The sequence below is a fragment of the Bradyrhizobium manausense genome, assembly GCF_018130615.1.
Taxonomy (GTDB): Bacteria; Pseudomonadota; Alphaproteobacteria; order Rhizobiales; family Xanthobacteraceae; genus Bradyrhizobium; species Bradyrhizobium manausense_A.
In genome coordinates this window covers 1-26,470 of the sequence record NZ_JAFCKB010000007.1, presented here as the reverse complement: position 1 = coordinate 26,470, position 26,470 = coordinate 1, and the positions used below count along the sequence as shown (strand labels likewise).

Here is a 26,470-nt window from a genome sequence, read left to right as displayed (position 1 = left end):
GACACCATGACCGTATCTCCCGCTCCGAAGCGTACCGCCCTCATCAACGCCGCGCGCGAACGCATCCTCGTGCTCGACGGCGCCATGGGCACGATGATCCAGAACCTCCAGTTTGACGAAGCTGCCTTCCGCGGCGAGCGCTTCAAGAACTTCCATCGCGACTTGCGCGGCAACAACGACCTGTTGATTCTGACCCAGCCGCAGGCGATCGAGGACATTCACGCCGCCTATTTGCGCGCCGGCGCCGACATCGTCGCCACCAACACCTTCTCGACCACGTCGATCGCGCAGGCCGATTACGACCTCACCGACATTGTGTATGAAATGGCGAGCGAAGGCGCCCGCCTCGCCGGCAATGCCGCCAAGCGCGTTGCCGCCGAAGACGGCAAGCCGCGCTTCGTCGCGGGTGCCATCGGTCCGACCAACCGCACCGCCTCGATCTCGCCCGATGTGGCCAATCCCGGCTACCGCGCCGTCACCTTCGACGACCTGCGCAAATCCTATGGCGAGCAGATCCGCGGCTTGATCGATGGCGGCGTCGACCTCTTGCTGGTCGAGACCATCTTCGACACGCTGAACGCCAAGGCGGCGCTCTACGCCATCGCCGAGATCACCGAGGAGCTCGGCATCGACATGCCCGTGATGGTGTCGGGCACCATCACCGACAAATCCGGCCGCCTGCTCTCCGGCCAGATGCCGGAAGCGTTCTGGAATTCGGTGCGGCACGCCAAGCCCGTCACCATCGGCTTCAACTGCGCGCTCGGCGCCGAAGATCTGCGCGCGCATATCGCCGATATCGGCCGCGTCGCCGATACGCTGGTTTGCGCCTATCCAAATGCCGGCCTTCCTAACGAGTTCGGCCAGTATGACGAGACGCCGGAATATATGGCCCGCCTGGTCGGCGAGTTTGCGCGCGACGGCCTCGTCAACATCGTCGGCGGCTGCTGCGGCACCACGCCGGACCATATCGCCGCGATCGCCGCCGCGGTCGCCCCGCACAAGCCGCGCGTCGTTCCCGAGATCGCGCCAAAGCTGCGGCTCTCGGGCCTCGAGCCGTTCGTGCTGACGGATGCGATCCCCTTCGTCAACGTCGGCGAGCGCACCAACGTCACGGGCTCTGCGAAATTCCGCAAGCTGATCACCAACGGCGACTATACCGCCGCTCTTCAAGTGGCGCGCGACCAGGTCGAGAACGGCGCGCAGATCATCGACGTCAACATGGACGAGGGCTTGCTCGACTCCGAAGCCGCGATGGTGACGTTCCTCAACCTCGTCGCCGCCGAGCCCGACATCGCCCGCGTCCCTGTGATGGTCGACTCCTCGAAGTTTTCGGTGATCGAGGCCGGCCTGAAATGCGTGCAGGGCAAGCCGGTCGTCAATTCGATCTCGATGAAGGAAGGCGAAGAGAAGTTCATTCACGAGGCCAAGATCGCCCGCCGTCACGGCGCGGCCGTCGTGGTGATGGCGTTCGACGAGGTCGGCCAGGCCGACACGTTCGCGCGCAAGACCGAGATCTGCAAGCGCGCCTACGACATCCTGGTCAACCGCGTCGGCTTCCCGCCGGAAGACATCATCTTCGATCCGAACATCTTCGCGATCGCGACCGGCATCGAGGAGCACAACAATTACGGCGTCGACTTCATCGAGGCGACGCGCTGGATCCGGCAGAACCTGCCCGGCGCGCACATCTCGGGCGGTGTGTCGAACCTGTCGTTCTCGTTCCGCGGCAACGAGCCGGTGCGCGAGGCCATGCACTCGGTGTTCCTGTATCACGCCATCAAGGCCGGCATGGACATGGGCATCGTCAATGCGGGTCAGATGATCGTCTATGACGACATCGATCCCGAGCTGCGCCAGACCTGCGAGGACGTCGTCCTCAACCGCGACGCGGGCGCTTCCGAGCGCCTGCTGGCGCTCGCGGAGAAATTCCGCGGCAAGAAGACCGAAAGCAAGGAAGCCGACCTCGCCTGGCGCGAATGGCCGGTGGAGAAGCGGCTGTCGCACTCGCTGGTCCATGGCATCACCGAGTTCATCGAGCAGGACACCGAGGAAGCCCGCAAGAACTCCTCGCGCCCGCTCGACGTGATCGAGGGCCCGCTGATGGCCGGCATGAACGTGGTCGGCGACCTCTTCGGCGACGGCAAGATGTTCCTGCCGCAGGTGGTGAAGTCGGCGCGCGTGATGAAGCAGGCCGTGGCCTGGCTGATGCCGTTCATGGAAGAGGAAAAGGCGCGCAACGCCGCCAACGGCGTCGACGAGGGCGCCAATTCGTCGGCCGGCAAGATCGTGCTCGCGACCGTCAAGGGCGACGTCCATGACATCGGCAAGAACATCGTCGGCATCGTGCTCCAGTGCAACAATTACGAGGTGATCGATCTCGGCGTGATGGTGCCCGCGGCCAAGATCGTCGAGACCGTGAAGGCCGAGAAGGCCGACATCGTCGGGCTCTCAGGCCTGATCACGCCCTCGCTCGACGAGATGGCGTTCTTCGCCGGCGAACTGCAGCGCGAAGGCCTCAAGCTGCCGCTCCTGATCGGCGGCGCGACGACAAGCCGCGTGCATACGGCGGTGAAGATCGATCCGAGCTATCGCGCCGGTCCCGTTGTGCATGTCAACGATGCCAGCCGCGCCGTCGGCGTCGCGTCCTCGCTGCTGAGCCCTGAGAAGCGCGAGGCCTATGCCGCCGAGGTGCGGGCCGAATACGCCAAGATCTCGGAAGCGCATCTGCGCGCGCAGGCCGACAAGAAGCGGCTGAAGCTTGAGGCCGCGCGCAAGAACCGGGTGCCGGTCGACTTCGCGGCGAACAAGCCGGTGAAGCCGACCTTCCTCGGCACCCGCAGCTTCGACGACTACGATCTCGCCGAGCTCGTGCCCTATATCGACTGGACGCCGTTCTTCCAGACCTGGGAGCTCGCCGGCCGCTTCCCCGCCATTCTCGACGACGCAAAGGTCGGCGAGGTTGCGCGCTCGCTCTACGACGATGCGCGCAAGATGCTCGACACCATCGTCAAGGAGAAATGGTTCCGGGCGCGCGCCACGGTCGGCTTCTGGCCGGCGAACGCGCAAGGCGACGACATCGTGCTCTATGCCGACGAGAGCCGGACCAACAGCATCGCGACGCTGCACACGCTGCGCCAGCAGCTCGAGAAGCGCGAGGGCCGCTTCAACGCGGCGCTGTCGGACTTCATCGCGCCCGCCGGCGTGCCCGACTATGTCGGCGGCTTCGTCGTCACCGCAGGGATCGGCGAGGACGCCGTCGCCGACCGCTTCAAGATGGCGAATGACGACTACTCCTCGATCCTGTGCAAGGCGCTGGCCGACCGTCTCGCCGAAGCTTTTGCCGAACGCATGCATGCCCGCGTCCGCCGCGAGTTCTGGGCCTATGCGCCGGACGAGGCGCTGTCCAACGACGAGCTGATCCTCGAAAAATATCAGGGCATCCGCCCCGCGCCCGGCTATCCCGCGCAGCCCGATCACACCGAGAAGGCGACGCTGTTCGAGCTGCTCGATGCGGAAGCCACCGCCGGCGTGAAGCTGACCGAGAGTTTTGCGATGTGGCCGGGCTCGTCCGTGTCGGGGCTCTATTTCGCGAACCCCGAGAGCTATTATTTCGGCGTCGGCAAGATCGAGCGCGACCAGGTCGAGGACTACGCTGCGCGCAAGGGCATGAGCGTCGCCGAGGCCGAGCGCTGGCTCGCGCCGGTGCTGAACTACATCCCCTCGCAGCAGGCGACCGACAAGGCGTTTGCCGCGACGGCCGCGAACGACGAGGCGCCGAGCGACCTCGCCTCGCATCCGCCCGGCTGCACCTGCGCGGTGCATCTGGTCTGGCAGAAGAAGCGCGCGGGCGCCGGTTAGGCGCCCCGACCTCGAAACGCGAAAACAACCCCATGCACAGTAGGGCTGGGGTTGACAGGCTTGACGATTTTTCGGCCTTACCGAAAATCGCTTGCTCCGTCGGGCAAAACACCTGTATCAAGGCAGGATCGGAGGTCGTGCCTGACACCGGCCGCCTCGCCCATCCGGTCATTCCGGGGCGCGTACCGCACCCTCGGTGTCGTCCTGGCGAAAGCCAGGACGACCTCGGAGAGGCAAGCGCGTCCGGTCGCGGTGCCTCACCCCTTCGGCGGCGCCAGCGGCTGCACGATCTCCTTGAACGGCGCCAGCGCCTCGCAGCGATCGGCATGCGCTGACAGCGCCGGATAGCGCGTCGCGTCGAACAATTGCGGATGCGCCTCGCGGGTGAAGCGCACGACGCAGGCGACGGCGACGTCGGCATGGCCGATGCGCGCCCCGAGCCAGTACGGCGTCGTCACCTTCGTGCGCTCGGCCTCCAGCACGGCGAGCACGTCGCCGATCTGGGCCTGGCAGCGTTCGACCCAGAGCGCGAGCTGCTCCTTCCGCAGCACGCGCTCGTAGAGCAGGCTGACCGCCTTGTCGCCGAGGCCGGTCGCGAGCGCGCAGATGCGCAAGTGCCGGCGACGCTCGGCGCCGCTTCGCGGCAGCATCGCTTTCTCGGGCTCAACAAGCTCGTCGAGATGATCCAGAATGATCGCGCTCTCGATCAGCGCCTCACCGTCGTCGAGCACCAGCGTAGGCACCCGGCGCAGCGGATTGTAGGGCGCGATCTTGTCGGCATCGCCGAAGGTCGACCACGGTCTGTGCTCGAAGGCGAGCCCGTAGAGCCGCAGCGCAATCGCGACGCGGCGGACGAAGGGGGAATCATATTGGCCGATCAGGAACATGGTTCTCGCTCTTCTCTGGCGTTGAACAAGGCAGGGCCGGCCAGTTTCCACGGCGCGGTTGGTGCCGCGCAAGAGAAATCTTCGAAATGGAGCATTGCGTCTGGAGCCGAGAAAAGGACGAGCAAAACACTCGCGCCCTGCTCACAGCCCGTCCCGCACCGCGCGCTTGAATGCCGCGATTGCGGCCTCGTCGCGCTTGTACAGGGTCCACTGCTTGATGCGCTTGGCGCGCACCAGTTTCGCTGAGGTCAGCACCCGCATGTGTTCGCTCACGGTCGGCGCGCTGACGCCGAGCTTCTCGGCAATCAGCAGGCCGCAAACGCCGTCCTCGACCAGATCGCCGTCGACCTGCGCACGGAAATGCCGCCGCGGATCCCGCAGCCATTCCAGGATCTGGAGACGGCGCTCATTGGCCAGCGCGCGCATGGCGGTCGCAAATTTCATTTCGTCATTTTGCTAATTACCTAATTGATGTCAACACCCGGACGCGCTAGCATCCGCCACCATGACAGCAACATCAGACATCAATCGGGAGCGGATCGCGGCGACCGAGGCCGTCATCCGTCCGCACATCAGGCGTACGCCGCTGGTCCAGGCCGATCTCGCCGATTTCGGCCTGCCGGCCGCGCCCGTCATTTTCAAGCTCGAGATGCTGCAGCATTCCGGGTCGTTCAAGGCGCGGGGCGCGTTTGCCAATCTGTTGCTGCGGCAGGTGCCGCAAGCCGGTGTCGTCGCCGCATCCGGCGGCAATCACGGCGCGGCGGTCGCCTATGCGGCGCAGCAGCTCGGCATTCCCGCCACGATTTTCGTTCCCGACATTACCTCGCCCGCCAAGGCCGAGCGGATCAGGGGCTATGGCGCCCAGCTCGTGATCGCCGGCAACCGCTACGCCGATGCGCTCGCGGCCAGCGAAGCGCATGTCGCGCGGACCGGCGCGATGGCGGTTCACGCCTACGACCAGGCCGAGACTTTGCTCGGTCAGGGCAGCGTCGGACTGGAGCTGGAGCAGGACGCGCCTGATATCGACACGCTGCTGGTGGCCGTCGGCGGTGGCGGACTGATCGGCGGCATCGCCGCCTGGAGCGCCGGCAGGACCCGCATCATTGCCGTGGAGCCGGAGCTCGCGCCGACCCTGCACGACGCATTCGCGGCCGGAGCTCCGGTCGACGCGCCGGCCGGCGGCCTCGCCGCCGACAGCCTCGCGCCGCGACGCGTCGGAGCGCTGATGTTTCCGATCGCGCGCGCCCATGTCGAGCGCGTCGTGCTGGTCAGCGACGATGCGATCCGGCAGGCGCAGGCCGCGCTGTGGTCGCGCCTGCGCGTGGTTGCCGAGCCCGGCGGCGCCGCCGCGTTCGCTGCGCTGCTTTCCGGCCGCTATCAGCCCTCGCCTGGCGAGCGCATCGCGGTGCTGGTCTGCGGGGCGAATACGACGGCGGTGAATTTTGACAACTAGCTAGCGGTGGGCGGCACCTCTGACACTTCGTCATTTCGAACGCAGCGAAGCAATTCAGAATCCTCCCGCGGTGGCAGCCTGGACTGCTTCGCTGCGCTCGCAATGACGGCGTGGATCCAGCCGCGCAGACCCGATCGGCAATGAGAGGCTTTACGGCAACAGCCGCTGGTTTCCTTTGGCGCCGCGGTCCACTCCACCTTGCCGAACAAGATGTCGCATGGTTCATTCCGGGGAACCTTGGGGAAGGTCGATGAATCGGCAGTCGGCGGCGGCGATTGGCTTGGCGCTCGCGGCGATCTCGCTGAATGGCGGCGCGTTGGCCGCCGACCTGCCGCTGAAAGCTGCGCCCGAGCCGGTCGATTTCAATCCGTTCTGGGCCGAGGTCGATTACCTCGCCTGGAGCGTGACTGGCGACAAGCTTCCGGCGCTGGTCACCACGGCCCCGATCGGCACGCCGCTGGGCGTGGCCGGCGTGCTCGGGCAACCGACCACGACGGTGCTGTTCGGCAATTCCAGCGTGAACGATGACTGGCGCTCGGGCGGCCGCATCACGGCCGGCTATTGGTTCGATCCGCAGCGCAGCCGCGGCATCGAGGCCTCGTTCTTCGGACTGGAAAATATCGGGACCGGCTTTGCCGCCGACACCGGCACTTATCCGATCCTGACGCGGCCGTTCCTGAACGTCGCGACCGGCGCCCAGGACTCGATGATCGTCGGCTTCCCGGGTCTCGGCACCGGCAGCATCAATGCCAATGAAACGTCACGCCTCCTTGGCGCGGGTGCGCTCTATCGGCAGGATGTCGGAATGTGGAGCGGACAGCGCGTGAGTGCGCTGATCGGTTATCGCTATCTGCGCTCGTCCGACACGCTGTGGATCACCGACACGTTGAACAGCCCTGCTTTCGGCGTGTTCACGCCCACCGACAGTTTCAAGGCGACGAGCAATTTCCACGGCGTCGATCTCGGCCTGACCGGCGAATGGCAGAATGGTCCCTGGTCGCTGGAATGGCGCGGCAAGGTCGCGCTCGGCGCCAACCTCAACAGCGCCGATATTTCGGGCTCGACAACGAGCACGATCGGAGCTGTCACGACGACCACCGCGGGCGGTGCCCTCACCGCCCCCAGCAATATCGGCCATTTCGATCAGACCCGCTTTGCCGTCGTGCCGGAGATCGCGCTGAAGGCCGGTTATCAGATCGCACCGGCCTGGCGGCTGATCGCCGGCTATGACGTCATCTATTGGACCGGCGTGCAGCGTGCCGGCGGGTTGGTCGACACCGGGCTCAATCCGACCCTGGTGCCGGGCCCCGGCATCGGACCGGTCCGGCCGCTGCCCGCGTTCAACACGACGAACCTGCTCGCACAGGGATTCAGCGTCGGCGTGCGGTATAATTATTGAGGTCGCCGTAGCTGCGCTCACGCTCGTTGCGAGCATCCCGTTCGCCGTAGATCGCTGAGCGACGGCACCACCCTCAGTCATTGCGAGCCACCGGGTCCGCGCGAAGCGCGACCCGATGACGGGCTCCGCGAAGCAATCCAGAATCTTTGTACTGGGAGATTCTGGATTGCTTCGTCGCAAGAGCTCCGCGCAATGACGGTGGGGAAGCAGCGCTGCACCATTCGACGATCGGATGCCTCACGACATCGCGTCGCGCGTCGCGGCTGGAATGTCGTTGGAGATGCGTGAAGCACTTCACACACTGTAGTTGCAAACGTGATAAAATACCTGCGTGAAGCAATCGGGGGACTTGATGCAGCCACGCCGCATTTGAACCGTTCGCAACGGTTCTGGCGGACAACAGGGAGGAATTGCCATGTCCGTTGTACTGACCACGGGTAAGATCAGCGCCCTGACCGCGATTACCAAGATCCTTCCCGATCATGCCGACGCATTACGCAGGACGCTTCAAGGGCTCACCGCCGCAAACGGCGGCAAGATCTCCTCTCTCGGCACGATCCATATCGTGCGTTGGGTCATTTTCGACAACGACACGCGCTTGTTGTTTGCAACGAATTTCGACGGCGGCGTCGAAGACTATATGCGTGATTTCGCCGAGCGGGCTCCCGATGGCATCGACGCGATCTGGGGCCATTGCGAAGGGTATCCGGGCGCGCGCGATTATCCAAAGCTGCGCGATTACATTCTCGGCAGCGCCATCGAGACCACCGGTTATTACTGCGCCTATCCAAACTCGACCGTCGCGGACATCAACAAGGCGCTGGACTGGAAGGGCAAATTCGACGCGTTCCTCGACCAGATCGGTTGACGGACATGCCGGCCCCGTCCGATGCCAGCGACCTGGATCGGAACGATATCCAGGGCATGGCGATGCGGCCGTATCGCTTCCCGGCGGCGCACTATCATCTGCTCGGCGTGAGCGACCCCGCTCGGGCCCGGCGATGGTTCGGTGGCGCTGCCGGGCGATGCACGACCGTGGCGGGCCTGGACGCATCGCCGTCACTGGGTTTCAACCTCGCCCTCTCATGGCAAGGTCTGTCGGCGATCGGTACGCCGGAGTCCAGCCTGTCGAGCTTCCCGCAGGAATTCCAGCAGGGAATGGCGGCGCGCGCCGACCGGCTCGACGATGTCGGCGACAGCGCCCCGGCGCGCTGGGATCCACCGTTCGACAAGAGCGTGCACGCGCTTGTCGTGGTCAGCGCGATGACGCCAGCGGATCGCGATGCCGCTTCGCAGGCATTGCTGTCCGACATCAGCGACAACGGCTTGACGGCGCTGGCTGCCATCGATGCGAAATTGCTGCCCGGGCCGGATGGCCGGCCTGTCCCGATCGAGCACTTCGGCTATCGTGACGGCATTACGCAGCCCGCGATCGAAGGCAGTGGCGAGCCCGCCCTGCCCGGCGCGGGCATTCCGGATACCGACGGCTGGCGAGCCCTCAAGGCTGGTGAGTTCGTGCTCGGTCAGCCCGATGAGACCGGTGTCGTCCCCGACTTGCCTGCTCCTGCAAGTCTCAGCCGCAACGGCTCTTTCGTGGTGTTGCGCAAGCTGCACCAGCATGTCTTTGCCTTCAGGGATTTTCTGCGGCGCTCCGCCACTGATGAGATCGACGTCGCGCTGCTGGCGGCGAAGATGATGGGACGCTGGCCAAGTGGCGCACCGCTGGCCCTGGCGGCCGAGCGAGACGACCCGGCGCTCGCCGGAGATCCGATGCGAAACAATCAATTCACGTATTCTGACGATCTGCGGGGACTGAACTGCCCGGTCGGAGCCCATGTGCGGCGGCTCAATCCGCGCTCGGGGCTGACGGGCCCGAATGGCGCATCCGTCCATCGGCATCGGCTGCTGCGTCAGGGCTTGCCCTATGGCTCGCGCCTGCCTCCGGACGCGACCGCCGATGACGGCGCCGCGCGCGGCGCCATCATGTTGCTGGTGAACGCCGACATCGCCCGTCAATTCGAATTCGTCCAGAAAGTCTGGATCAACGACGGAGACTTCGCCGGCCTCGGGAATGACAAGGATCCGATGATCGGCGGCAACGACGGCAGCGGCAGCTTCACGATCCCGCGCACCGGAGCGCCGCGGCGCCGATTGCCCAACCTGCCGGCGTTCGTGAGCACGCGCGGCGGAGAATACTTCTTCCTGCCGGGCATCGCGGCGTTGCGGTCGCTTGCCGACTCCCTTGCCGTCTCCCTTGCCGACACGGCCTCATAATTGATTGGAGAACACAATGGCGTGGAAACCGAATTCGATCGTCGCCTCGCTGGCCCTGCTGTTCTCGGTCGCAGTTGCCGCGGTCATCGCGGTCGCGGGCGTGGTGGGCTACCCCTATGTCGCCAAGGTCTATGACGGCATCAGGGTGAAGCTGCCGGACTATCCGACAGCCCAGAAGACCCGCTGGCTCGACCAGAACTGGGCGGAACAGCGCGCATGGGTTCACCACGCCGATCAGGGCACGGCGACGTTCCACATCCCCTACGAATGGTTCATGGCGCTCGAACGGCCGGAGCTATCGCTGACGTCGGTGGGGCTCTTGAGCGACCCGGCTTATCTCGATCGTTTCGGCTTCATTCCCGATCCGGCCGATCCCAAGCTCGGACTGCCTGTCGGCATGGCGCGCGGCAGGGCGATGGTCGATGCCACCGCACAACCCTGGAAAAATCCTCGGGCCCCTTACAATGACATGACGCGGATCGGGCTGACCTGCGCGGCGTGCCACACCGGACGCTTCACCTATCAGGGGACGGAATTCCTGGTCGACGGCGGCCCGGCCCTCACGGACCTCGGCAAGTTCAGAACCGCGCTCGGCCTCTCGCTGGCGTTCACGCGTTTCGTGCCCTTCCGCTTCGACCGGTTCGCCGAAAAGGTGATCGGACCAGATCCGAGCGAGGTGGAAAAGGGCCAGCTGCTGGCGCAGCTCGACAAGATCCTGGCGCAGGGCAAGGGACTCTCCGATCTCGACACCATGGTTGCTCCGCAGAGCGTCGTCGAAGGGTTCGGCCGGCTCGACGCGTTGAACCGCATCGGCAACGAGGTCTTTGCGGTCGACCTCAAGATTCCCGCCAACTATGCCGCCACCTCGGCGCCCGTGCATTTCCCGCGCATCTGGGATGCCTCGTGGTTCGATTGGGTGCAGTACAACGCATCGATCGAGCAGCCCATGGTGCGTAACGTCGGTGAAGCCATGGGCGTCTCCGCGATGATCAATCTGACGAGCGCGCGGGGCGGGCTTTTCAACTCGGGCGTCGAGATCATGAACCTGGACAGGATCGAGAAATCGCTGGCCGGGAAGCAGCCGAATGAAAGCACGGGTTTCTCCGGATTGAAGTCGCCGCAATGGCCATCCGAGCTTCCTCCCATCGACAAGAAGCTCGCCGAGCAAGGCGCGGCGCTCTACAAGGACCATTGCCAGGCATGCCATTTGCCGCCGGTGAGCAGTGCCGAGTTCTGGACCTCCGACCGCTGGTCGCTGCCGGACAACCGGAAGGATGCGCGCTATCCAGGCGAGCGTTATCTCCGCCTCAACGTCGTCCCCATCACGCGGATCGGCACCGACCCGGCGCAGGCCCAGGACATGATCAATCGCAAGGTCATCGTTCCCAGGGAGCTCGACATTGCCTCCGACAGTTTCGGCCTGGCGCTCGGCGAGGTCACCGCAAAGACCATCAAGCATTGGTACGACAGCCAGACACCGCCGATCGGACCGGAGCAGCGCGAGGAGCTGAACGGATACCGCGAAAACGGCATCCAGGCGCCGCTGGCCTACAAGGCGCGTCCGCTCAACGGCATATGGGCCACGCCGCCCTACCTGCACAACGGCTCGGTGCCGAACCTCTACGCCCTGCTGTCACCGGTTGGCGAGCGGCCGGCGAAATTCTACCTGGGCAACCGCGAATATGACCCGGTCAATGTCGGATATCGCATCGACAGGCTGGACGGGGGATTCGAGCTCGATACGAGCATCCGGGGCAACACCAACACCGGGCACGAATTCAACACCGGAAAGGACGGCGTGATCGGGCGTCTCCTGACGCCGCAGGAGCGGCGGGCGCTGGTGGAGTTTCTGAAGACGATGTGAGTGGGAGGGCGGCGACTGCTCCACTTGCTCCGTCATTGCGAGCCAACGGGTCCGCGCGAAGCGCGGCCCGATGACGGGCTCCGCGAAGCAATCCAGAGATCTATCCGCGGATGCAGCCTGGATTGCTTCGTCGCAAGAGCTCCTCGCCATGACGGTGAGGAGGCAGCTTCGCACGCTACCCGATGAGCGGCACGTGCTTTGCCGCATCGCGCGGCGCCGTGCCGTCGAGGCGCGGATCATCTGCCACCTCGACCTGGCGCCGGAACGGACGGAAGCCCGAGCGCTGATAGAAGGCAACGGCCGAGGGATGATCGAGGGTGCAGGTGTGCACCCAGACGCGGCCCACCTCGCCGGACCAGGCACGCTCCAGTGCGCGATTCATCAGAAAGCGGGCGGCACCTCGTCCGATCAGGCTCGTAGTGACACCGAAATAGACCAGCTCGCATTGGCCGGCCTCGCGAAAATCCAGCTCCAGCAGGCCTTCGTCGCGGCCGTCGGCGGCGAGGGCATAGATCTCGATGCCCGGCGCGTGGATGATCGCGGCGAGCTCGGAATCGTTCATGCGGGCGCGCGAGAACCACAGCCACTCCTCGCCGACGCGACGGAAGAGATCGCGATACCAATCAAGCGCGGGCGCATCGACCTTGCGCAGGGACCACGCGCCAGGCGGATCGTCGCGGAGGGCGGGGCGCGCGGTCATCTCCAGATGGGTAACGACCGCCGCGATCTTGCCGGCGGGGATGTCGGAATAGCCGTCGGGGAGGATCACTCCTCCCCCTCGTCGCTCGCCAGCACGCCCTTCACCGCGCGCGCCCAGCCGGCGAGCTTTCGATCGCGGGTCGCCTGGCTCATGTTCGGCTTGAAGCGGTGCTCGAGGCGCCAATTGTCGGCGAACTTCGTCGGCTCGGGATAGACGCCCGCATTGAGGCCGGCGAGATAGGCCGCGCCAAGCGCGGTGGTCTCCTGGATCACGGGACGATCGACCGGCGCATCGAGCAGATCGGCGAGGCGCTGCATGGTCCAGTCCGAGGCGGTCATGCCGCCGTCGACGCGGAGCACGACACTCGCGGTTTCCGAGCTCGGCCAGTCCGCACGCATCGCAGCCCAGAGATCGAAGGTCTGGTAGCAGACGCTTTCCAGCGCGGCATGCGCGAGCTCGGCCGGGCCGGTGTTGCGGGTGAGGCCGAACAGCGCGCCGCGCACGCGCGGATTCCAGTAGGGCGCGCCCATGCCGACGAAGGCCGGCACGAGATAGACGCTCTGCATGGAATCGGATTGATCGGCAAGAGGTCCGGTTTCAGCGGCGTGCTTGATGATGCCGAGGCCGTCGCGCAGCCATTGCACGGCGCTGCCCGCAACGAAGATCGAGCCTTCGAGCGCGTAGGTGCGCTTGCCGTCGAGCTGGTAGGCGATGGTGGTGAGCAGCTTGTTCTTGGAGACGACGGGAGTCGTGCCGGTGTTGAGCAGCGCAAAACAGCCGGTGCCGTAGGTCGACTTCATCATGCCCGGGCGGAAGCAGGCCTGGCCGATGGTCGCAGCCTGCTGATCGCCGGCGATGCCCGAGATCGGAATCGCGCCGCCGAACAAGTCGGGCGTGCTCTCGCCGAAGCGGGCGGAGGAATCTTTCACCTCGGGCAGCATCGAACGGGGCACGCCGATGATCTCCAAGAGCTCGTCGTCCCACTGGCCGGTGTGGATGTTGAACAGCAGCGTGCGCGAGGCGTTGGTGGCGTCGGTGGCGTGCACCTTGCCGCCGGTGAGGCGCCAGAGCAGATAGCAATCGACGGTGCCGAACATCAGCTCGCCACGGGCCGCGCGCGCGCGGGCGCCGGGGACGTGGTCGAGGATCCAGGCCACCTTGGTGCCGGAGAAATAGGGATCGATGATCAGGCCGGTCTTCTGCGAGATCAACGGCTCGCGGCCGTCGTGCTTCAGCTTGGCGCAGATGTCCGCGGTGCGGCGGTCCTGCCAGACGATGGCGCGGTGCACGGCCTGGCCCGTGGCGCGGTCCCACACCACGGTGGTCTCGCGCTGGTTGGTGATGCCGATCGCGGCGATGTCCTTAGGCCCGATGCCCGCCTTCTCGATCGCGTCGCGGCAGACCATCACGGTCGAGGTCCAGATATCCTCCGGCTCGTGCTCGACCCAGCCCGAGGCCGGAAAGTGCTGCGGAAACTCCTGCTGCGCTTTGGCCGCGATGGAAATGTCACTGCGAAATACGATCGCGCGCGAGGAGGTGGTGCCCTGGTCGATGGCGAGGACGAAAGACATGAAAGCTTACCTTGGCGTTTCTCTTGGGGTTTTCTCTTGTGGGTTTCTTGGGCGTTTTCCCGGTGACGGGGCATTGTGTCGGGCCAAAGGGAGCGGATTAGGGCGGCAAGGTCAAGGCCGCTTGCGGGGCACCGGGGCAGGTGGCCATCACATCCAGCTCGGGCCGGGACACTAGGAGGGCGGAGGCGAAGATGGTACATGCCGGACCGGGCAATCCGGGGCGGCATGACGTTCACTTCGTTTCAGTTCGGCATCTTCGTTGCGGTCGTGTTCGGCGCTTATTATTGGCCGCCGCTCCGACGTTTCCAGGTCCAGCTGCTGGTGCTCGCAAGCCTGGCGTTCTACGGCTCCGGCCAGCCGGCCTTGCTGCCGCTGCTGCTGCTTGCCGTGCTGGGGACCTATCTCTGCCTGGTGCGGGCGTTCGACAACCGCGCGGTGTGGATGCCGGCCGGCATCGTCTTCAATCTCGCGCTGCTGGCGTTCTTCAAATACAAGCTGCTGTTCGTCGACCTAAGCGCGCTTTACCCGACCGGCGTCACGCCGCTGGATGTGCTGCTGCGGCTGCCCCTGCCGATCGGCATCTCGTTCTTCGTGTTCCACAATATCAGCCTGCTGGTGGACCTGACGCGCGAGGAGCGGCCACCTCGCTTGCGGGACGTGTTCCTCTACATCATCTTCTTCCCGCAGCTGGTCTCGGGCCCGATCACCCGTGCGGGCCAGTTCATGCCGCAGATCGCGCCGAAGCGGTTCGCCGATATCGACCTCGTCGAGGCCGCCAAATGGATCCTGACCGGCTTTTTCTTCAAGCTCTACGTCGCGAACAATCTCAACGAGATGACGTCCTACATGGACTATCCGCTCTATGAGACCGTAGCCACGCCGGACCGCTGGCTGCTCGTGTTCCTGTACAGCTACCAGATCTACGCCGATTTCTTCGGCTATTCGGCGATCGCGCTCGGCCTTGGACTGCTGTTCGGCTACCGCCTGCCCGTGAACTTCAACCTGCCCTACATCTCGGTTTCGTTCTCCGAGTTCTGGACGCGCTGGCACATCTCGCTGTCCACCTGGCTCAGGACCTATCTCTACATCCCGCTCGGCGGCAACCGGAAGGGGCCGGTCCGCACCGGCCTCAATCTGATGATCGTGATGACGCTCGGCGGGCTCTGGCACGGCGCGAGCCTGAGCTACGCGCTGTGGGGCATGCTGCATGGCCTGTTGCTCGTCGTCGAGCGCCCGTTCCTGAAGCTTCTCGGCGACGCCGGACCGGTGGTGCGGGTTGCCCGCATGGGCCTGGTGTTCTTCTGCGTGACGATGCTCTGGATCTTCTTCAAGCTGCCGAACTTCGATCACGCGGTCGGCTACCTCTCGGGCATGTTCTTAGCCACGGACAATCCAAACCCGACAAAATTGTATCGCAACATGGCGCTGCTCTACGCCCTGCCCGTGCTGATCCAGCACCTCGGCATCGGCGCGCTCTTCGACGGCAGATTGCGGCGATGGGAGCCGTATCTGTATGGCGCGCTGGCGGCGATGGCCTTTCTCGAAGCCGGCCCCGAGGCCGCCTTCATCTATTTCCAGTTCTGACCATGCGGCATTCATCAGGGCAATCGTGGCTGATCAAATGCGCTGGCGTCGCCGCAGCGCTGCTGCTGGCCTGCGGCCTTGCCACAGCGCGATTCGGCTCAGCGGTGCAGCAGCCGACGGTCACGACCCGCGACGGCACCATCATCACCCTCAACCGCTATGTCGGAGACCCCGTGCCCGACGTCGTGATGGTCGGCAGCTCGGTCGCCTGGCGGCTCAAGGAGGAATATTTCTCGCGGCCCCGCGTCCGCAATCTCGCTCTCGCCGGCGGCTCGCCGGTGACCAGCCTGGAGATCGTGGCGAAGCAGAAGAGCCTGCCGAAAATCGTCCTGATCGAGACCAATGTTCTCACGCGCCTGCCCGACGACGCGCTGATCGCGAAATTCTCGGGTGGCACGCGCAGCGAGGCGCTGTTCCTGCGCCCGGTGCGAACCGCCGTTGCCGCCTACGAGACCTGGAATCATACGCCGCCAGATCCCGCCGAGGCGCGCGCCGGGCGGGATCGCCTGCTCGACGAGCCGGCGAGCACATTCGACAACAAGGTCTATCTCGACCGCGCCGTGCAACAGATGAATGACGACGACCCCACCGTTCCGGCACAGGTGAATGCGGCGCGCATCAGGGCGCTGGTCGACGACATCGAGCGGCGGGGATCACGGGCCTTCCTGCTCGAAATTCCCTTCGCGGCGGAGATCGAGGACTCGCGCATGGTCAAAATGAGCAAGGCGATCGTCCATGCGGCATTCCCGGATCGCGATCGCTGGCTGCCGATCGATCCGCCGATGCGCGAGCTGCGCTGGGCCGATGGCGTGCATCTCGACGAGAGATCGGCCCTGCTCGTCGTGCGCGCCATCGAAAACGCCCTCGCCGAGCGCGGCCAATAGCGGCTAGGCCGCCGCCGTGGTCACGCCGCCGTCGATGACGATGGTCTGCCCGGTCATGAAGCTCGAGGCATCCGAGGCCAGATAGGCGACGGCGCCCGCGATCTCGTCGGGCTCGCCGATACGGCGGAGCGGCGTGGTGGCGGTGCGGCGCTTCAGCATGGCTTCGTCTTCCCACAGCGCGCGGGCGAAATCGGTTTTGACGAGGCCGGGCGCGATGCAATTGACGCGCACGCCTTTCGGGCCCCATTCACCGGCGAGCGAGCGGCACAGCGCGAAGTCGGCGGCCTTGGAGATGCCGTAGGCGCCGATCACGGTCGAGCCGCGCAGGCCGCCGATCGAGGAGATGATGACGACCGAGCCGTTGCCACGCTCGGCCATCTGCGGAATGGCCAGCGCGGAGAGCCAGATGTTGCTCTTCACGTTCGAGCCCATGATCTTGTCGAAGGCCTCATCGGTGATGTCGAGCAGCGGGCCGTAATACGGATTCACCGCGGCGTTGCAGACGAGGATGTCGATCTTGCCGTAATGCTTCGTGGCGCCTGCGATCAGCGCCTCGACCTCGGCCTTGCGGGCAATGTTGCAGGGGATGACGATGGCATCGCCGCCTGACGCATTGATGCCGTCGGCGACTTCCTTGCAGGCGTCGGCCTTGCGGGACGAGACCACGACTTTTGCCCCGAGCTTGGCCAGCAGTTCGGCGGAGGACCGGCCGATGCCGCGGCTGGAGCCGGTGACGATCGCGACTTTTCCGGTGAGATCGAACGGGGTGTTTTTCATTGTCTGTCTCCCTCTTCTTTTTCGTGCTCGCTTGCTCCGCCGTCATGGCCGGGCTCGTCCCGGTCATCAACGTTCCTCGTGCCGCCAAGACGTGGATGCCCGGGACAAGCCCGGGCATGACGATCTTTGTGTGGCTGCCGCTTCGGCGATACAGCGCCTAGATCAACCCGCCCGCATCCGCGACGCGGCGCTGGTGATACTCGGTGTCGCCAAAGGTGTTCTCGATCATGGTGAGGCGCTTGAAGTAGTGGCCGATCTTCGCCTCCATGGTCATGCCGATACCGCCATGGAGCTGGATCGCCTGCTGGCCGACGAATTTCAGCGACTTGCCGATCTGCACCTTGGCGGCGGCGATGGCGTTGGAGCGCTCCTTGGCGTCCTCGAAATCACCAGCCATGGTCGCGAACATCGACATCGAGCGCGCCTGCTCGGCCGCCACAAACATGTCGGAGGCGCGGTGCTGCAGCGACTGGAACGAGCCGATCGCAACGCCGAACTGCTTGCGCGTCTTGATGTACTCGACCGTGGTCTTGAGCGACTCGTCCATCAGGCCGACCGCTTCGGCGCAGAGCGCCACGCGGGCCTCATCCACCACGCGCTCGATCAGCGCGAGGGAGTCCTCGGGATTACCGATCGCGGCGTCCGGGCCGATTTCAACACCGGTCAAGGTGATGTCGGCGGCGTGCAGGCCATCCTGGGTCGGGTAGGACTTCTTGGTGACGCCCTTGGCGTTCGCCGGCACCAGGAACACGCCGATGCCGGTCTTGTCGCGGCGGCCGCCCTTGGTGCGGGCGGTGACAATCAATGTTTCCGCGTTCTCGCCATTGAGCACGACGAATTTTTCGCCGTCGATGACCCAGCCGTCGCCCTTCTTCTTCGCCGTCGTGGTGACGTCGAACAGATCATAGCGCGAGTTCTTCTCGAGCTGGGCAAACGCCAGCGTCTTGCTGCCGTCGATGATCCCGGGCACATGCGCGGCCTTCTGCTCATCGCTGCCGGCGTGGCGCAGGAAGCCGCCGCCGATCACAACCGTTGCCAGATACGGCTCGAGCACCAGTGCCTTGCCGAGCGCCTCCATCACGATCATGGTCTCGACACCGCCGCCGCCGAAGCCGCCATCGGCCTCCGCGAAGGGCAGACCGAGCAGGCCCTGCTCAGCGAGCTTACCCCAGACGGCCTGGCTCCAGCCGCCCTTCTCTTTCATGTATTTCTTGCGGCTCTCGAAATCGTAGGAATCGGTCAGCAGGCCGTCGATGCTTTCCTTGAGAAGCCGCTGCTCCTCGTTCAGATCAAAATCCATTTCTGTTTCCTCAAGTAACCAGTGTGTGCGTTGCGTGGGGCTCCCTCTCCACCTCTCCCCGCTTGCGGGGAGAGGTCGGATCGCTCTTGCGATCCGGGTGAGGGGGTACCGCTCTCTCGACGATCTTTGCGCGGAGGGAGGCCCCTCACCCCGACCCTCTCCCCGTAAGAACGGGGAGAGGGGGAAGAAAGCATCACAGCCCCAGCACGGCCTTGGCGATGATGTTGCGCTGGATCTCGTTGGAGCCGCCGTAGATCGAGACCTTGCGGTTGTTGAAGTAGCTCGGCGCGATCTGGGCGGTCCAGTCCATGGCTTCGTTGGAGCCGTCGTCGCCATGCACGTCGTAAGGCGCGGCGAACGGGCCGATCACTTCCATCAGCAGCTCCGTGGTGGTCTGCTGGATCTCGGAGCCCTTGATCTTCAGCACCGAGGAGGCCGGATTGGGTTTGCCCTTGCCGTGCTTGCCTTCGTCGGCGACGACGCGCAGCTGCGTCAGCTCGAGCGCCTTCAGCTCGATCTCGCAGGCCGCCAGCTTCTCGCGGAACGCAGCGTCCTGGATGATCGGCTTGCCGGCGGATTCGACCTTGCCGGCGAGATCGCGGATGCGGCGCAGCCGCTCCTTGGAGACGCCGACGCGCGCGATGCCGGTGCGCTCATTGCCGAGCAGGAATTTGGCGTAATCCCAGCCCTTGTTCTCCTCGCCGATCAGATTCTCGACGGGCACCTCGACGTCGTCGAAGAAGACCTCGTTGACTTCATGGCCGCCGTCGATGGTCTGGATCGGACGCACGGTGACGCCCTTCGACTTCATCGAGAACACGATGAAGGAGATGCCCATCTGCTTCTTGGCGGAGGCGTCGGTGCGGCAGAGGCAGAAGATCATGTCGGCGTGCTGGGCCAGCGTGGTCCAGGTCTTCTGGCCGTTGATGATCCACTTGTCGCCCTTGCGCTCGGCTTTCGTCTTCAGCGAGGCGAGGTCCGAACCGGAGCCGGGCTCGGAGAAGCCCTGGCACCACCAATCGTCGACATTGGCGATGCGCGGCAGGTACTTCTTCTTCTGCTCCTCGTTGCCGAAGGTGTAGATGACGGGGCCAACCATGCTGACGCCGAAGGCGAGCGGCTGCGGCGCCGGATAGGACTGCAGCTCCTCGTTGAAGATGTAGTGCTGCACCGAGGTCCACCCCGTGCCGCCGTATTGTTTCGGCCAGTGGCTGACGCCCCAGCCCTTCTTGTTGAGGATGCGCCACCATGTCACCATCTCGTCCTTCGAGAGGTGGCGGCCCTCGACCAGCTTGCGCCGCGTATCCGGCGGCACGTTGTCGCGGAAGAATGATCGCACTTCCTCGCGAAACGCCTGCTCTTCCTTCGTGAATGCGAGATCCATCGGATCCTCCTGTGAGCTTCCCTTGTCGTCCCGGCGAAGGCCGGGACCCATAACCACCGGCCTTCGCTTTGCGAAGGCAACTGCCGTCTGTCCGACACACTCCTGCTGCGGAGTATGGGTCCTGGCTTTCGCCAGGACGACAGAAAGTTACTGTAGCACCTCGAACAAGCCCGCCGCGCCCATGCCGCCGCCGACGCACATGGTGACGACCGCATACTTGGCCTTGCGGCGGCGACCCTCGATCAAGGCGTGGCCGGTCAGGCGCGCGCCCGACATGCCGTAGGGATGGCCGACTGCGATCGCGCCGCCATTGACGTTGATCTTGTCAGGGTCGATGCCGAGCTTGTCGCGGCAATACAGCACCTGCACCGCGAAGGCTTCGTTGAGCTCCCAGAGACCGATGTCATCGACCTTCAAGCCGTGGCGCTTGAGCAGGCGCGGCACGGCGAAGACCGGGCCGATGCCCATCTCGTCCGGCTCGCAGCCGGCGGAGACGAAGCCGCGGAAGATGCCGAGCGGCTTGAGGCCGCGCCTTGCCGCTTCCTTGTCGCTCATGATCACCGAGGCGCTGGCGCCGTCGGAGAGCTGGCTGGCATTGCCGGCGGTGACGGAGAACCCCTCGCCGCGCACGGCCTTCAGCCCGGCGAGGCCTTCGGCGGTGGTCTCGGGGCGCGGACCTTCGTCCTGCGACAGCGTCACTTCCTTCATCGACACCGCACCGGTCGCCTTGTCGGTGACCGCCATCTGCGTCGTGATCGGCGCGAGCTCGTCCTTGAACTTGCCGCCCTGCTGGGCTGCCGCGGTGCGGCGCTGGCTCTCCAGCGAATATTCGTCCTGCTTCTCGCGCGAGATGCCGTAGCGCTTGGCGACGATTTCAGCGGTGTCGATCATGGGCATGTAGACCTCGCCCTTGATCTTGAGCAGCGCGGGATCTTGCGCGTGGAAGCCGTTCATCTTGTCGTTCTGCACGAGCGAGATCGACTCGCCGCCACCACCGACCGCGACCTCGACGCCGTCGAAGATCACCGAGCGCGCGGCAAGCGCGATCGCCTGCAGGCCCGAGGCGCACTGCCGGTCGATCGTGGTGCCGGCCACGGTCACGGGAAGGCCGGCGCGGAGCAGCGCCTTGCGAGCGATATTGCCGCCGGTCGCGCCCTGCTGCAGCGCTGCGCCCATCACGACATCCTCGATCTCCTTCGGATCGACCTTTGCGCGCGCGACGGCTTCGCCGATGGCATGGCCGAGCAGCGTGGCGCCTTCGGTGGCGTTGAGCATGCCGCGATAGGCCTTGCCGATCGGCGTGCGGGCGGTGGAAACGATGACGGCGTCGGTCAAGAGCGACCTCCTGGTTGGGTGGATTGTGATGGTTTCTGCTGCTGGCGCAGTTCGTGGCGCGACAGCTTTCCGACCGGCGTGCGCGGCAGATCGTTGACGAACTCGACCGCCGCCGGCAATTCGTGCTTACCGACCTTGCCGGCGAGCTGCGCGCGCAGCTCGTCGAGCGAGAACGGCTTTGCGTCCGGCCTCAGCTTGATGAAGGCTTTTGCGGCCTCGCCGCGATACTGGTCGGGAATCCCGAGCACGATCACCTCGTGCACGCCGGGAACAGTGTAGATCGCCTGCTCGATCATCTGCGGATAGACGTTGAAGCCGCCGGAGATGATCATGTCCTTCTTGCGGTCGACCAGGAAGAAATAACCATCGGTATCGACATAGCCGATGTCGCCGGTCAGGAAGCGGCCATCAGCGAACGACTCAGCGGATTCCTTCGGCTTGTTCCAGTAGCCCTTGGTGACGTTCGGGCCCTTGATGCGGATCTCGCCGACTTCGCCCGGCGGCAGCACTTTTGTCGGGTCCTCCAGCGAGACCACGTCGAGCTCGATGCCGGGCAGCATCAATCCGATCGAGCCGGGCTTGTCCGGGCCCGTGGGCGGATGGCCGGTGCCGGGCGAGCAGGTCTCGGTCATGCCCCAGCCGCTCCTGAGCTTCTTGCCAACCTTGCTCTCGAAGAACCTTGCGACCTCGACCGGCAGCGGCGCGCCGCCGGAGCCGATGGCGACGAGCGAGGAGAAGTCGCGCTTGGCCAGATCAGGCAGTGCGGCGATCGCGATCCACATCGTCGGCACACCCGGGAAGTAGGTCGCGCGCTTGACCTCGATGTCGCGCATCACGGCTTCGACATCGAAACGCTGATGGAGCGAGATCAGATTGCCGCGACTGAGCGAGGACAGCAGCACGACGGTGAGCGCATAGATGTGGAACAGCGGCAGCACACAGATCACGCGCTCGATGGCATCGCCCCGCGCGGCACGTGCCGGCTTGCCCCAGACGTCGTAGATGGACACGGCCGAAGTGAGATTGCCGTGCGTCAGCATGGCGCCCTTCGGCAGACCGGTGGTGCCACCGGTATATTGCAGCAGCGCGACGTCATCGACCGCAACGGCGGGCCATTGCGCCGGCAGCGGCGCGCCCTCGACGAAGGCCCTGAAGGTGACGATGCGGGGATCGCTCGGGATCGCCGCCTGTGGCGTGCCGGCCTTGCCCCAATCGTCGTCCTCGCAGACGACGAGACGATCAATCAGCCCCTTCTCCAGGAATTTCAGCGCGGTCGGCAACAAGGCCTGGAGGTTCGAGGTGACCAGCAGCCGCGAGCCGGAGTCCGAGACCTTGTGCGTCAGCGCGATCTCACCGTCGAGCGGCGACAGATGCGCAACGCGGGCGCCTGCCTTCAGCGCGCCGAAGAAATTGACAGGATGATCCGGCGTATTGCCGAGGAACAGCGCGATCGAGGTGTTCTTGCCGCAGCCCGCGCGCAGGAACGCGGCGGCCGCGCGCTCGGCTTGGGCTGCGAGCTCGGTGTAGCTGATCGGACGATCGCGGAATTCCAGCGCGATACGCGGACCGAAATTTGCCGCGGCCGTCGAAAGCAGGTCAGGCAGCGTGCCCTGGACGATGGTGTCGTCCCAATGCACGCCCTCGGGGTAAAACTGTTCGCCGGGATGGGTCATTGAAGTTCGTTACTCTTCACTGCCTGGGCAGCAATTCCATGTGAGGCTGGCACTGGCGGTTGGGGCTCCCTCCCCCCTTGTGGGGGAGGGTTGGGGAGAGGGGTAGCCACAAACTCGAACCTCGCCCGGGAGCGTGCCTCGGAGGACGAAGTTGCGGCCACCGCCAATCCTATCAAGCCGCCTTCGTCGCCGCCGCCAGCGAGGCGAACGTCTTGCCTTCGGCTGCGAGCTTCTTCAACAGCGGAGCCGGCTCGAGGTTCGGGTCGTTGGTCTCCTTGGCGTAGAAGGCCAGACGATCGGCGATGTGCTTGAGGCCGACAGTGTCGGCCCAGAACATCGGGCCGCCGCGGTAGATCGGCCAGCCGTAGCCGTAGAGCCAGACCACGTCGATGTCGGACGGGCGCGCCGCAATGCCTTCTTCGAGGATCTTCGCGCCTTCATTGACCATCGGATACATCATGCGCTCGAGGATCTCCTCGTCGCTGACGACGCGCTTCTTGCGGCCGAGACGCAGCAGCGTCTCGTCGATCAGCTTCTCGACTTCCGGATCGGGCAGCGGCGAGCGGGAGCCAGCTTCATATTTGTAGTAGCCCTTGCCGGTCTTCTGGCCGAAGCGGCCGGCTTCGCACAGCGCATCCGCGATCTCCGACTTGATGCCGCGGTCCTTGCGCGAGCGCCAGCCGATGTCGAGGCCGGCGAGGTCGCCCATCGCGAACGGCCCCATCGGCATGCCGAACTTGGTGACGACGGCATCGACCTGCTGCGGCAAGGCACCTTCGAACAGCAGCTTCTCGGACTGCTTGCTGCGCTGGGCCAGCATGCGGTTGCCCACGAAACCGTCACAGACGCCGACCACGGCCGGCACCTTGGCGATCTTGCGCGCAATCGAGACCGCCGTGACCAATGCATCCGGCGCGGTCTTGTCCGCGCGCACGATCTCGCACAGCTTCATGACGTTGGCCGGCGAGAAGAAGTGCATGCCGAGCACGTCCTGCGGACGCTTGGTCGCCTTCGCGATCTCGTCGATGTTGAGATACGAGGTGTTGGAGGCCAGCACGGCGCCTTGCTTGACGTACTGATCGAGCTTGCCGAACACCTCCTGCTTCACCGCCATGGTCTCGAACACGGCTTCGATCACGAGGTCGGCGTCGCCAACGTTCTCGATGCCGACGACGCCGTTGATCAGCGCCATGCGCTTGGCGGGCGCGTCCGCCGGAATGCCGCCGCGCGCGGCGGTCGCTTCCCAGTTCTTCTGCATGATGCCCATGCCGCGCTTGAGCTGCTCCTCGCCGGTCTCGATCAGGGTGACGGGAATGCCGGCATTGGCAAAGGACATCGCGATGCCGCCGCCCATGGTGCCGGCGCCGAGAATGGCAACACGGTTAACGGGACGCGACCTGGTGCCTTCAGGCACGCCCGCGATCTTGTTGGCCTCGCGCTCGGCGAAGAAGGCATAACGCTGCGCCCTGGACTGGTCGCTGGCGACGAGCTTGAGGAAACCCTCGCGCTCCTTCTTCAGACCTTCGTCGAACGGGAAGTCGATGGCATAGCCGACGGCGTCGGCGGCCGCGAACGGCGCCTCGAGGCCGCGCGACTTCTTGGTCATGGCGGCGACGGCATTGGTGAAGATCGAGCGGTCGGCCTTGGCCGCCGCGATCTTGGAATCGTCGTCGCGCAGGCGGCGAAGCGGACGCTTCTCGGCGAGCAGCTTGCGGACGAAGGCTTCGCCGCCCGACGCCGGGCCCTCGACGATCTCCTCGATCAGGCCGTTCTTCAGCGCTTCCGCAGCACCAATGGGATCGCCGCCGACGATCATCTTGACCGCAAGTTCCGGTCCGACCGCGCGCGGCAGGCGCTGGGTGCCGCCCGCGCCCGGCAAGAGGCCGAGCTTCACCTCGGGCAGGCCGAGCCTGGCTTCCTTGACCGCGACGCGGAAATGACAAGCGAGCGCGACCTCGAGGCCGCCGCCGAGCGCAGTGCCGTGGATCGCAGCAACGACGGGCTTGGACGAATTCTCGATCTCGGCCAGCACATCGTTGAGCGCGGGCGCCTTCGGCGGCTTGCCGAACTCGGTGATGTCGGCGCCGGCGATGAAGGTACGCCCGGCGCAGGTCAGAACGATGCCCTTGATCGCTGGATCGGCGACGGCGGCCTTGATGCACTCCAAGATGCCACCGCGGACTGCGGCACTCAGCGCATTGACCGGAGGGCTGTCGATCGTGACGATCCCGACTTCGTCATGACGCTCAAGCTTGACCACTTCGCTCACGGTGTCCCTCCTTGGTGGGGAATTTACTTTTGTTCGATTTCGCGGTGCGGAATTTAATTCCGCATCTTGACGGCAGGGTTATTTTGAAGCACGTGGCTTGTCAACGACTCCGCGCAAGAAGCAGATCAGGGATGAAGCGTACAGGAAAGAAGACTGCGACCGATCGGAATTTCGTCGTCGCGCTTTCCCGCGGGCTTGATGTATTGCGCGCATTCCAACCGAGCGACGGACTTCTCGGCAATCAGGAGATTGCCGCCCGCACCAACCTGCCGAAACCGACGGTTTCGCGGTTGACCTATACGCTGACGAAGCTCGGCTACCTGACACCCGTTCCCCGTTTCGAGAAATATCAGCTCGCGCCCGCCGCGATGGCGCTCGGTTATGCCGCACTGGCCAATCTCGGTGTTCGGCATTTGTCCGAACCGTTCCGCGAGGAACTGATGCGCGCGACCGGAGGGGCCGTGGCGATCGGCGGCCGCGACCGCCATAGCATGATCTATTTCGGGCAAAGCCGCGGCAGCGAGACGGTCGGCGTTCAACTTGACGTCGGCTCCCGCGTGCCGATTGCAACCAGCGCGATGGGCCGCGCCTATTTCTGGGCGCTCGGCGACGAGGACCGCGCCGAAGTCACGCGCATCCTGCGCGAACATTACGGCAGCCGCTGGCCCAAGATGCGCGACGGACTGGAACGTTCGGGCGAGACGGTCGCGAAATACGGTTTCGCCCTGTCCGTCGGCGATTGGCACGACGACATCGGCGCGGCCGGCGTCGCTCTCAAGCTCAACGATGGAACCGGACCTTACGCATTCAATTGTGGCGCGCCTGCATTCCGCTTCACGGAAGAGCGTTTGATCAACGACATTGGACCACGTCTGCTTGCGATGGTAAGAAACATCGAAGCGGCACTTGGGGGTCTGATGCCGCAATCCAAAAAAGAAATCAGCAAAAAGCTGAAGCCAGGAGGAAAAGTTGCGCGAGTGGCCGAGGGGTTCAGATAGCCTGTGTGATCATCGGGAGCGGTCCGCATCGCCCCATCGCCCACTGAATGGTGTGGGCGAGACGAGATGACGCAGGCACAGCTCGCGCAGGGGACATCGCCCCTGCTCGCTGTTCGCGACGTCAGCGTCGTGTTCGGCGGCATCGTTGCGCTCAACGGCGTGTCCTTCGACATGCACCAGGGCCAGATCCTCGGATTGATCGGCCCCAACGGCGCCGGCAAGACCACGCTGTTCAACTGCCTCTCCCGCCTCTATCAGCC

The 26,470-nt window shown here is 65.1% G+C and carries 20 protein-coding genes; 10 read left to right on the top strand and 10 right to left on the bottom strand.

The window, feature by feature from the left end:
* The first annotated feature begins 6 nt into the window (after positions 1-6).
* Positions 7-3,858, top strand: a complete 3,852-nt coding sequence (gene metH / locus JQ587_RS15245) for a methionine synthase (protein ID WP_212425825.1) — start codon at positions 7-9, stop codon at positions 3,856-3,858.
* 257 nt (positions 3,859-4,115) lie between these two features.
* On the opposite strand, the gene JQ587_RS15240 is transcribed toward metH, so the two are convergent.
* Complete coding sequence (locus JQ587_RS15240; RefSeq protein WP_212425824.1) at positions 4,116-4,745, bottom strand: glutathione S-transferase family protein; 630 nt, start codon at positions 4,743-4,745, stop codon at positions 4,116-4,118.
* A 141-nt stretch (positions 4,746-4,886) separates the two neighbouring features.
* A complete protein-coding gene (locus tag JQ587_RS15235; RefSeq protein WP_212425823.1) occupies positions 4,887-5,189 on the bottom strand; it encodes an ArsR/SmtB family transcription factor in 303 nt (100 codons plus the stop codon).
* Between the two features lie 61 nt (positions 5,190-5,250).
* Between JQ587_RS15235 and JQ587_RS15230 the strand changes: the two genes are divergently transcribed.
* From JQ587_RS15230 to JQ587_RS15210, 5 genes are all read left to right on the top strand, one after another.
* The gene (locus tag JQ587_RS15230) at positions 5,251-6,198 is read left to right on the top strand and encodes a threonine/serine dehydratase (RefSeq protein WP_212425822.1); all 948 of its coding nucleotides are present in this window, start codon (positions 5,251-5,253) and stop codon (positions 6,196-6,198) included.
* Between the two features lie 250 nt (positions 6,199-6,448).
* On the top strand, positions 6,449-7,597 hold the full coding sequence (locus JQ587_RS15225; RefSeq protein WP_212425821.1) for a BBP7 family outer membrane beta-barrel protein: 1,149 nt from the start codon (positions 6,449-6,451) through the stop codon (positions 7,595-7,597).
* Between the two features lie 415 nt (positions 7,598-8,012).
* A complete protein-coding gene (locus JQ587_RS15220) occupies positions 8,013-8,465 on the top strand; it encodes a hypothetical protein (RefSeq protein ID WP_212425820.1) in 453 nt (150 codons plus the stop codon).
* A gap of 5 nt (positions 8,466-8,470) precedes the next feature.
* A complete protein-coding gene (locus tag JQ587_RS15215) occupies positions 8,471-9,871 on the top strand; it encodes a Dyp-type peroxidase (protein ID WP_212425819.1) in 1,401 nt (466 codons plus the stop codon).
* Between the two features lie 16 nt (positions 9,872-9,887).
* Positions 9,888-11,735 (top strand): di-heme-cytochrome C peroxidase, encoded by a 1,848-nt coding sequence (locus JQ587_RS15210; protein WP_212425818.1) that lies wholly within the window; start codon positions 9,888-9,890, stop codon positions 11,733-11,735.
* A gap of 175 nt (positions 11,736-11,910) precedes the next feature.
* Here the strand turns inward: JQ587_RS15210 and JQ587_RS15205 are convergent, their stop codons facing one another.
* Together JQ587_RS15205 and glpK are read right to left on the bottom strand one after the other, a co-directional pair.
* Positions 11,911-12,504 (bottom strand): GNAT family N-acetyltransferase, encoded by a 594-nt coding sequence (locus tag JQ587_RS15205; protein WP_212425817.1) that lies wholly within the window; start codon positions 12,502-12,504, stop codon positions 11,911-11,913.
* Entirely contained in the window at positions 12,501-14,006 is a 1,506-nt protein-coding gene (gene glpK / locus JQ587_RS15200; protein WP_212425816.1) for a glycerol kinase GlpK, read from the bottom strand. The genes JQ587_RS15205 and glpK overlap by 4 nt, the downstream gene beginning before the upstream one ends.
* Before the next feature lie 198 nt (positions 14,007-14,204).
* Here glpK and JQ587_RS15195 point away from each other — a divergent pair, with 198 nt between their 5' ends.
* Both JQ587_RS15195 and JQ587_RS15190 read left to right on the top strand, forming a co-directional pair.
* Positions 14,205-15,590: an MBOAT family O-acyltransferase gene (locus JQ587_RS15195; RefSeq protein WP_212425815.1), complete on the top strand. Its 1,386-nt coding sequence runs from the start codon at positions 14,205-14,207 to the stop codon at positions 15,588-15,590.
* A 2-nt stretch (positions 15,591-15,592) separates the two neighbouring features.
* Positions 15,593-16,474: a hypothetical protein gene (locus tag JQ587_RS15190; protein WP_212425814.1), complete on the top strand. Its 882-nt coding sequence runs from the start codon at positions 15,593-15,595 to the stop codon at positions 16,472-16,474.
* 3 nt (positions 16,475-16,477) lie between these two features.
* Here the strand turns inward: JQ587_RS15190 and JQ587_RS15185 are convergent, their stop codons facing one another.
* From JQ587_RS15185 to JQ587_RS15160, 6 genes are all read right to left on the bottom strand, one after another.
* A complete protein-coding gene (locus JQ587_RS15185) occupies positions 16,478-17,251 on the bottom strand; it encodes an SDR family NAD(P)-dependent oxidoreductase (RefSeq protein WP_212298415.1) in 774 nt (257 codons plus the stop codon).
* A gap of 157 nt (positions 17,252-17,408) precedes the next feature.
* Positions 17,409-18,551: a pimeloyl-CoA dehydrogenase small subunit gene (gene pimD, locus JQ587_RS15180; RefSeq protein WP_212425813.1), complete on the bottom strand. Its 1,143-nt coding sequence runs from the start codon at positions 18,549-18,551 to the stop codon at positions 17,409-17,411.
* 193 nt (positions 18,552-18,744) lie between these two features.
* The gene (gene pimC, locus JQ587_RS15175) at positions 18,745-19,935 is read right to left on the bottom strand and encodes a pimeloyl-CoA dehydrogenase large subunit (protein ID WP_212298417.1); all 1,191 of its coding nucleotides are present in this window, start codon (positions 19,933-19,935) and stop codon (positions 18,745-18,747) included.
* A 147-nt stretch (positions 19,936-20,082) separates the two neighbouring features.
* Positions 20,083-21,270: an acetyl-CoA C-acyltransferase gene (locus tag JQ587_RS15170; protein WP_212298418.1), complete on the bottom strand. Its 1,188-nt coding sequence runs from the start codon at positions 21,268-21,270 to the stop codon at positions 20,083-20,085.
* Complete coding sequence (gene pimA, locus JQ587_RS15165) at positions 21,267-22,943, bottom strand: dicarboxylate--CoA ligase PimA (protein ID WP_212425812.1); 1,677 nt, start codon at positions 22,941-22,943, stop codon at positions 21,267-21,269. The genes JQ587_RS15170 and pimA overlap by 4 nt, the downstream gene beginning before the upstream one ends.
* 172 nt (positions 22,944-23,115) lie before the next feature.
* Positions 23,116-25,212: a 3-hydroxyacyl-CoA dehydrogenase NAD-binding domain-containing protein gene (locus tag JQ587_RS15160; RefSeq protein WP_212425811.1), complete on the bottom strand. Its 2,097-nt coding sequence runs from the start codon at positions 25,210-25,212 to the stop codon at positions 23,116-23,118.
* A 131-nt stretch (positions 25,213-25,343) separates the two neighbouring features.
* Here JQ587_RS15160 and JQ587_RS15155 point away from each other — a divergent pair, with 131 nt between their 5' ends.
* Together JQ587_RS15155 and JQ587_RS15150 are read left to right on the top strand one after the other, a co-directional pair.
* A complete protein-coding gene (locus JQ587_RS15155) occupies positions 25,344-26,210 on the top strand; it encodes an IclR family transcriptional regulator (protein WP_212298650.1) in 867 nt (288 codons plus the stop codon).
* Positions 26,211-26,276: 66 nt separating this feature from the next.
* Positions 26,277-26,470: ATP-binding cassette domain-containing protein (locus JQ587_RS15150; protein WP_212425810.1), on the top strand; the 194-nt coding region annotated here is incomplete at its 3' end.